The organism is Salinisphaera hydrothermalis C41B8, from assembly GCF_000732535.1.
Classification (GTDB): Bacteria; Pseudomonadota; Gammaproteobacteria; order Nevskiales; family Salinisphaeraceae; genus Salinisphaera; species Salinisphaera hydrothermalis.
Genome location: NZ_APNK01000028.1, coordinates 38,549 through 46,580 on the forward strand (window position 1 = coordinate 38,549; position 8,032 = coordinate 46,580).

General features: G+C 61.1%; 5 protein-coding genes. All 5 read right to left on the reverse strand.

The annotated features are described in order from the left end of the window. Positions 1 to 219 precede the first annotated feature (219 nt). Positions 220 to 2,460: a thrombospondin type 3 repeat-containing protein gene (locus tag C41B8_RS19770; RefSeq protein WP_084189051.1), complete on the reverse strand. Its 2,241-nt coding sequence runs from the start codon at positions 2,458 to 2,460 to the stop codon at positions 220 to 222. Positions 2,461 to 2,791: 331 nt separating this feature from the next. Next, the gene (trpC, locus tag C41B8_RS14780; protein WP_037339838.1) at positions 2,792 to 3,589 is read right to left on the reverse strand and encodes an indole-3-glycerol phosphate synthase TrpC; all 798 of its coding nucleotides are present in this window, start codon (positions 3,587 to 3,589) and stop codon (positions 2,792 to 2,794) included. 69 nt (positions 3,590 to 3,658) lie between these two features. After that, on the reverse strand, positions 3,659 to 4,696 hold the full coding sequence (trpD, locus tag C41B8_RS14785) for an anthranilate phosphoribosyltransferase (RefSeq protein WP_051883597.1): 1,038 nt from the start codon (positions 4,694 to 4,696) through the stop codon (positions 3,659 to 3,661). Beyond that, positions 4,693 to 5,298 (reverse strand): anthranilate synthase component II, encoded by a 606-nt coding sequence (locus C41B8_RS14790; protein WP_037339840.1) that lies wholly within the window; start codon positions 5,296 to 5,298, stop codon positions 4,693 to 4,695. The genes trpD and C41B8_RS14790 overlap by 4 nt, the downstream gene beginning before the upstream one ends. 870 nt (positions 5,299 to 6,168) lie before the next feature. Then, entirely contained in the window at positions 6,169 to 7,956 is a 1,788-nt protein-coding gene (gene mobH, locus C41B8_RS14795) for a MobH family relaxase (RefSeq protein WP_084189053.1), read from the reverse strand. Between the last annotated feature and the right edge of the window lie 76 nt (positions 7,957 to 8,032).

Consider the following 8,032-nt stretch of genomic DNA (forward strand, 5'->3'; position numbering starts at 1 on the left):
TAGAACGACTACGCCACGTTCGCTACGCCTCGTCTTGCCGCCCCTGGTTAATTTTCAGGGAGCGCTTGGCGCGGACTCGCAGACCCTAGTGCGGCGGTTGCCCGGTGCTGACAGGGCATCGGGTTTCTTGCTGGCAATAAAAAAAGCGCGGCCGAATGGCCGCGCTGCTGGCGTGAATGAACCGCCCGGCTGCGGCACCGGGCGGCGGTCAGGCTGCTCTTAGAGTCCCAGCGTCGACGTCAGTCCGCCCAGAAGACCGCCGAGGAGGCTGTTCAGCGTGGTCTGCAGACCTTGCAGCGAAGAGACGAGCGCGTTGGTTGCGTCGCTGTTGCTGCTACTGGACAGACCGCTCAGCGACAGGTTGCTGAGGGTGGTTTGCAGTGAGTCGAGTGCGTTGTTCACCTGCGTGGAGTTATCCAGGTTGGTCACGTCGATCTGGCTCAGCGAATTGTCGAGCTTCGTGAGCACGTCGGTGACGTCCGTCGGCAGGCCGCTGGTGCCCGAGCCGACGTTCAGCGCATCCAGGGCACTACGCAGATTGGTCACCGAGCTTTGCAGGACATTTGGATCGACCTGGCCCGAGGTGCTCTGGAGCGTGCTCTGCAGCTGGTCCAGGGCATTGGTCAGCAGCATGGTCGGGTCGGCAGTGCCGCCGAGGACCGATTGCAGCTGCGTATTCAACTGGGTCAGGGCATCGGTGATTCCGGTGCTGCCAAGTCCGGACAGATTGCCGCCCGAGAGTGACGATGTGAGCGACTGCAGCACCGATTGCAGCTGATCGCCGCCGGTACTGAGATCCAGCCCGTCGATGGTGCCTTTCAGGTTGGTCAGCACGCTGGTCAGCTGGTCCGATATACCGCTGTTGCCGCCGGTTGGATCAAGCTGGCCGAGGGTCGAATCCAGCTGCGAAAGCGCATTTTGCAGCTGGTCGGTCACCTGGCCGGAGCCGCCGGCACTGTTGACCGCATCGCTCACCTGGGTCAGCGCGGACTGAATCGCCGACGACAAGTCGCTGGAACTGCCCGACGTCACCAGACCGTTGACGGCGCCCTGCAGACTGTTCAGCGCCTGATCCAACGGCTGATTGTCGCCACTGCTCGGTGCGAAGCCGGTCAACGCGGTGGACAGATCGGTGGCGAGGCTGTCGATCGACGTACTGCCACCGGCTGTCGTGACGGTCGACAGCTGGCTTTGCAGGTTGGTGAGTGCCGTATTGACCTGGCTGGACAGGCCACTCGTGCCACTATCGCCCAGTAGCGTGCCGATCTGGTCGGTAAGCTGGGTGAGCGTGGTATTGAGTGCGTCGGAGACCTGATTATCGGTGCCCAGGTTGGTCAGTTGCTGCGTGGTCTGATCAAGCAACGATGTCACCTGGCTGGTCAGTGTAGGCGTCGTGCTGCCGCCCGTGGAACCGCCGGTGCTGCCGCCCGTGCTGCCACTGCTCGATGTCGTGTTTTGCACGCAGGCCGAGTACACGTCGACCGAGGACAACACGTTGGCGCCACCATTGAGCCGCAGGCGGACCGAGTCGAACGTCTGATCGGTCTGTATCAAGACGAGCTTGCGGCTGTTGTCGCCGATCAGGCCCAGCAGGTCGAGATTGATCGCACTCGACGAGTTGGAGTCGGCCACTTGCTGTCCCTTGTCGAACAGCGTGATGTCCAGATTGCGAATGACATCCAGCGTCAACACGTTGTCCGGACGCGAGATCACGAAACCGACCCGGCGCGTGCCACTGAATTGCTGACTGTTATCGGTGACCTGGATCTGCGCGGCGCCACCGGCCACGCCGAGCGTCGTGTTCATGCGAGCCGCGTTGTCGAGGTTCGCGTCGATCACGTTGTTCGGATTCTGTACCCCGCACAAGACACACGTGCCGCTGGTGCCGGAATCGACCGTGACGTCGGTCGACGAGCTGTCGGCGTTGATGATGGGTGTGTAAGGCGCATTATCCCCGGTATTGCAGGCTGTGGCTGAAACCTGAGAACTGTTGTCGCAGACATCGCCGATGCCGTTGTTGTTCGAATCGGTCTGATCGGGGTTCGGCGTCGTCGGACAGTTGTCCTGGCTGTCGGGAACGCCGTCGCCATCGGCGTCATTGCTGTCGCCGCTGCCGCCGTTGGGCGTGCCGTCGCATTTATCGCCGATACCGTCGCCGTCCGTGTCTACCTGGTCCGGGTTCTTGGTCAACGGGCAATTGTCGCTGGCGTTGGCCACGCCGTCACCGTCCTTGTCACTGTCACAGGCATCGCCGATGCCATCGCCGTCGGTGTCTTTCTGGTCCGGATTGGCCGTGGCCGGGCAGTTATCGGACTTGTCCGGTACGCCGTCGCCATCGCTGTCGGTCTGGGAACTGTTGCTGCCGTTGCCGAGATCGACATTCTTATTGTCGCTGCAACCCACGATGAGCATCGTGCTCGTCAGTAGTATTACGCACAATAGAAGTAACTTGCTTCTCATTGCGATTTCTCCCTGAATTTTTATAAAAGCGGTCACCCCGAGCTCACCGGCGCGTACGCGCACGGATTAGAACAGCACGCTTTTCAATGCTTGGACAGGAGAAATAAGCTGGAAAGTATTCTTTTCAGATCGATATAAAAAATAAGAAAATACAAATTTTCTTTATGTATGAAGGGTTGCCCGAGGCCCGCTTTATAGCGGGCATGGTAATGTCGGCTACCTATCAGCCAAAAGTAGAATGATGGAATAGCGGCGAGGATGCCGCCCGCGCCGAAGCTGGCGATCAGGCGATCAGGCGATCAGGCGATCAGGCGATCAGGCGATCAGGCGATCAGGCGATCAGGCGGGAGAGTGCTTCGCCGGGGTCGGGTTGCCGCATGAAGGATTCGCCCACGAGGAAAGCCCCGAACCCGGCCTCGGCCAGGTGAACACGGTCATCGCGAGTGAAGATGCCGCTTTCACTGACCAGCAGGCGATTGCCGGTGATCTGCTTGCGCAGCTGCAGGCTGACGTCGAGCGTGGTATCGAAGGTATGCAGATCGCGGTTGTTGATGCCGAGGATCGTGCCCTCGGGCAGGGTCAGCGCCCGCGATAGTTCTTCGGCGTTATGTACTTCGGCCAGCACGTCCATGCCGAGCTCGAAAGCACGCCCGGCGAGCTCGTGCATGAGGTCGGTGGACAGGGCGGCCGCAATGAGCAGGATGCAGTCGGCACCCAGCGCTCGCGATTGATCGATCTGAATAGGGTCGATCATGAAATCCTTGCGCAACACCGGCAGGCCGCAGGCACCGCGAGCCCGGCCCAGAAAAGCGTCGTCGCCCTGAAAATAGTCGCGATCGGTGAGCACCGACAGACAGGCCGCGCCGCCGGCGGCATAGCGCTCGGCCAGCCAGGCTACATCGAAATCTTCGCGGATCAGACCCTTGCTCGGCGAGGCTTTCTTGATCTCGGCGATCACCGACTGCGGGCGTTTGGCTTCCAGAGCCGTGGCAAACCCACGCGGCGCGTCGGCGGTGGCGACCGCGTCGGCCAGCGCCTGGTCATCCGTGCTCGCGCGAAAGGCGGCGATTTCTTCACGCTTGCGCGCCAGAATGCGATCGAGAATGGTATGCGTGGTCTGAATGCTCATGGTCGCAATCGGGTTAGAAAACGAATCGGTCGCGCATTACGGGCCGAGGCCGGTGCAAGCGTAACGCGATCAGGCGCCTTCGGGGCGCGCCTGCGTAAACGCGGCGACCTCTGCCATCCGCCGTGCGGCGGCGCCGCTGGCAATGGTCTCGCGGGCCAGGGTGACACCGGCTGCCAGGTTCGGGCATTGCCCGCCGACATAGAGCGCTGCTCCCGCGTTGAAGGCAATGATATCCGCCGCCAGATCGAACTGGCCGGCAAAGGCTTTTTCGATCAGCGCCAGTGATTCGGCGGCGCTGCCGACACGCAAGGTGTCGAGCGAGCCGCGCTCCAGGCCGACGTCCTCGGGCGCGATCTTGTAGGTCACGACCAGACCGTCGCGCAGCTCGGCGACCTTGGTCGGCGCGTTGATCGACAGTTCGTCGAGCCCGTCCTCACCGTGCACGATCATCACATGCCGGCTGCCCAGCTTGCCGAGCACTTCCGCCAGCGGCGCACAGAGATGGCCGTTGAACACGCCCATGATCTGGTTTTTTGCACCGGCCGGGTTGGTCAGCGGCCCGAGCAGGTTGAACAGCGTGCGGATGCCGAGCTCGCGGCGCACGCCCACGGCATGCTTCATGGCGCCGTGATGGGCCGGGGCAAACATGAAACCGACGCCGAACTCGCGAATGCAGGCCGCGACTTCGTCGGCCGAGGTCTCGAGGTTCAGGCCGGCGGCTTCCAGCAGGTCGGCGCTACCGGACTTGCTCGATACCGAGCGGTTGCCGTGCTTGGCCACGTGGCCGCCGGCCGCCGCCGTTACGAACGCCGCCGCGGTGGAGACGTTGAACAGACCGGAGCCGTCGCCGCCGGTGCCGCAGGTATCGACCAGCGTTTCGGCGAGTTCGGCTTCGATGGGTACGTCGGTGGCCAGTTCACGCATGACTCCGGCGGCGGCGGCGATCTCGTCGATCGATTCGCCCTTCATCCGCAGGCCCATGAGAAACGCGCCGATCTGGGCCGGCGTCGCGCCGCCGGTCATGATCGTACGCATGGCAGCGGCCATGCGTACGGGGTCTAGATCGCGGCCGCGGGCGATATCGTCCAGTACAGCAGCGTCGATCATACGGCGTCGGTCTCGAGTTCGCCACAGCGCTTGAGGAATGTGCGCAGCATTTCGTGGCCGTGATCCGACAGGATCGATTCGGGATGGAACTGCACGCCCTCGGCGCCAGTGGGCTTGTGGATCAGCCCCATGATCTCGTCCATCTCGCCGTCTTCGGTCTCGGTCCAGGCCGTGATCTCGAAATCCGCCGGCAGGCCGTCGCGTGCCACGATCAGCGAGTGGTAGCGGGTCGCGGTGAGCGGATCGGCGAGGTTTTCGAACACGCCGCGCCCGGTATGGCGGATGCTCGAAGTCTTGCCGTGCATGACCTGGCGCGCGCGGGTCACGGTTGCGCCGAACGCCTGACCCAGCGCCTGATGGCCGAGGCAGACGCCGAAGATCGGCAGCCGATGCGCCATGCGCTGGATCAGCTCGATCGAGACGCCGGCCTCCTCGGGGCCGCAGGGTCCGGGCGAGACGACCACGCCGGCCGGCTTGAGGCGCTCGATGTCCTCGACCGTGATCTCGTCGTTGCGCACGACGTGCACCTCGGCCTCGAGCTCGCCGAGATACTGCACGAGGTTGTAGGTAAACGAATCGTAGTTGTCGAGCATCAGGATCATTTCGCTAATAACCTATTGAATTATAAGAACTAAAACTTATGATCCATCGCTTTTTATACACATTGTTATACACATCTGCCTTGGAGCGCCCTAGAAACATGCCGCCAGATCGACAGGCATAGCGTACCGAGGCGTCGCGATGATCGCTCCGCCGCCCAACTGGCGATAGGGTGAAGCAACATTCCGCCACGCTCCGAAACACCCGATCTGGCTTGTGCTGGGCTAGGCATATAAGATCGTCCGACCGGCGTCGAGACTGACGCGTCACTCTGCCTTGAACGGGACGCAAGAGCATAGCGGCCTCTTGTTCGCGGTCGCCACGTTAGCGGAAGGGTGAGGAATTTGGGTCGCACTGGCGAATTTCCTTAAACGGGAGCCGCCATGCCGGAGAGCCATCTAAACTACCGCCTCGCCGACCGGTCACGGCGGCAAGATGCAGTTCTAAACCGCAACAATATGCCGCTCCTACTGGAAGCGCCACCACAAAGCTGTGCCTGTTGATACGGTATAGGTCACGATAGTTAGCTGATCAGGTTGAGGTCTTGGCCCACCGGGGAACCCATTACACGTTCACGTTAAAAGCCCAATGTTACCCTAATCATAACGTGTGATAGGAACCTCTGTCGACGACCAGCCTCGTCCATGCGGCCAGTGCATACGGCCGCGACAGAGGTTGCGCCAATGCGGAATACGCGCGACCGATTAAGTTTCGTGTGGACTGCCTACGCCCAGTTTGTGGATTGCCAAGGCGCTGCTGAAATAACACCTAAATTTTCGTGTGCGGCTTGGCTATTCATTGCCCAGCGCCTGCCTGGAGGCGGCTGGCTCAAGGCGACATGCGGTCGTGTTGATTCTTTCGCCGCTTGGTACCTACCCGCAGCTCTTCCTCACGGTAGAGTCGATACGTGCACTTGGCGTTGAAGTCGCGTCTAATAGGGTAATGGCCGGATTGGGCTCCGGCAAATTGATGCCCAACGTCGCAACAGGATCCGGGATCAGGATCACTTTCAGGAGTGATTGTTTCCGGCTGCCTGTTGCCTGGCAGGTCCAGATGTTCTCGTCTTTGGGCGTCTTGCGATGTAGCTTGAGCTTCTGAAATCGCTTCTGTGCATGACTCCAATTCGCCGAATCGAAGTCACGGAATATCCGCGGGGAGACAAGGGCGAGACCTTCGGGCAGGATGTGAATACGGGCCTGGACTGTGTTGATCGGTACCGTGTCGTCCTCGATAGACTGTTTCAGCCACGCCACGAATCGCTCGCCGGCGTCGCTTTCAGCATCCATGCTCTCGACCTGACCGTCCGCGTGGTGTTCTCTGTTCGGTTTCTTCTTGACAGGCGAGGGCGTAGCTGTTCCAGCACTTGATTCGTCCGCCGGCCCTGGTTCATCGGCCGTTGCAGCCTCATCAACCGCTGTCGGCTGGGCCGTAATGTCGAACGGCAGTGGCAACCCGTCGACCGAGTTGTGGTCGAAGCCCGCTGTTTCAGACCCCGAATCCGGTGCCGGCGGCTCGGTCGGTGCTGTGGTCTGCGGCTTGGTTTCTGCGTCGACAGTCCGGGCCGTGGCCGCAGACGCTGAGTCGGCATCGTCTGTCTCAGTTTCAATCGGCTCGACATGTCCATCCATCGAATCCGGGCGTCGTGTAGGATCCGACCAGATCCGGCTCGCATCCATGCGCAGGCATGTCAGCTGGTGCTGCCAGTCACCGATCGTGATCTGACACATCCATACGGCACGATCCCGGTCGTTGGCGACCAACAGGCCATGCTGTTGCAGTTCATCCATCAACCGATCATTGCGCGTTGGAATGCCGGGTTGTCCTTCCTCGATTAGGTGCGTGCGGAGCTTGTCGAGCGTGGTCTTGGACACCAGCCAAAGTGTGTCGCCGTCGAGATACGCCGCAGCGCCGCGTCGGTTCATTGGCAACTCGCCGTTATCCAACAGATAGCGCAGTCCAGTAAGCAAGCGCTCGACAAGCGGTTTGGCCTTGGCTGTCGGCAGTTGCACATTCTTGCTGCCGCTGAGATTGCGCGCGACCGACAAGCCATCGGCCTTACCCACGATTTCACCGATCGCGCCGGCATCCGGCAAATCACCCTGGATCGCCGCGAGCCAGTTATGTAGCGCGCTTTGGTCGCTTGCAATCCATTGTAAGCCTTTGATCGGAATCAGATGGTGCGCCAGCAACGGCGGTATGCGCTCGTGGTGACGGTAAATACGTTTTGGATTGAACTCGATACCATACGTCGCACCGACCGGCATTGGACCGTGGACGGGCGACCAGACAGTACAACGTCCGCCTGGATCGCCATAGAGCGTGATGCACTGATCCGTGATTGGTTTGCCGAGGTCGTGGAGCAGGGCTGCGGTAACGCAGGCATAAGTCCACAGGTCCTGGACTCGAGATTGAACTTCGGGCGCTTCTCCTCGTGGCAGGATGATGCCTTGTTTCAGATCCAGGGTATGGCGCGCGACTTCAATGCCATGCTGTAGCAGGCCACCGACGCCCGCGTGATGATGGGATTCCGACGCAGGAAGACGCTGAACCAGCGCCGCGTAATTATCGAAGACCGCCTGGTACAGTGATCGCCAATGCTGGGCCGGCACGCCAGCGCGGGCGCGAATTGCTGCGATCTCGCTTTCAAACGGGGCGAGCAACTCCGATGAGGCTAGATGTTACCGCCGATGTAAAAATGACCCCCTGACGCCGACATAATTTTGCCCCCCCCCTGGG

Bases quoted from the DNA above. Each gene is read 5' to 3' on its own strand.
- trpD (WP_051883597.1), bottom strand. From the start codon at position 4,696: ATGATCGACGCTGCTGTACTGGACGATATCGCCCGCGGCCGCGATCTA.
- C41B8_RS19770 (WP_084189051.1), bottom strand. From the start codon at position 2,460: ATGAGAAGCAAGTTACTTCTATTGTGCGTAATACTACTGACGAGCACG.
- C41B8_RS14790 (WP_037339840.1), bottom strand. From the start codon at position 5,298: ATGATCCTGATGCTCGACAACTACGATTCGTTTACCTACAACCTCGTG.
- trpC (WP_037339838.1), bottom strand. From the start codon at position 3,589: ATGAGCATTCAGACCACGCATACCATTCTCGATCGCATTCTGGCGCGC.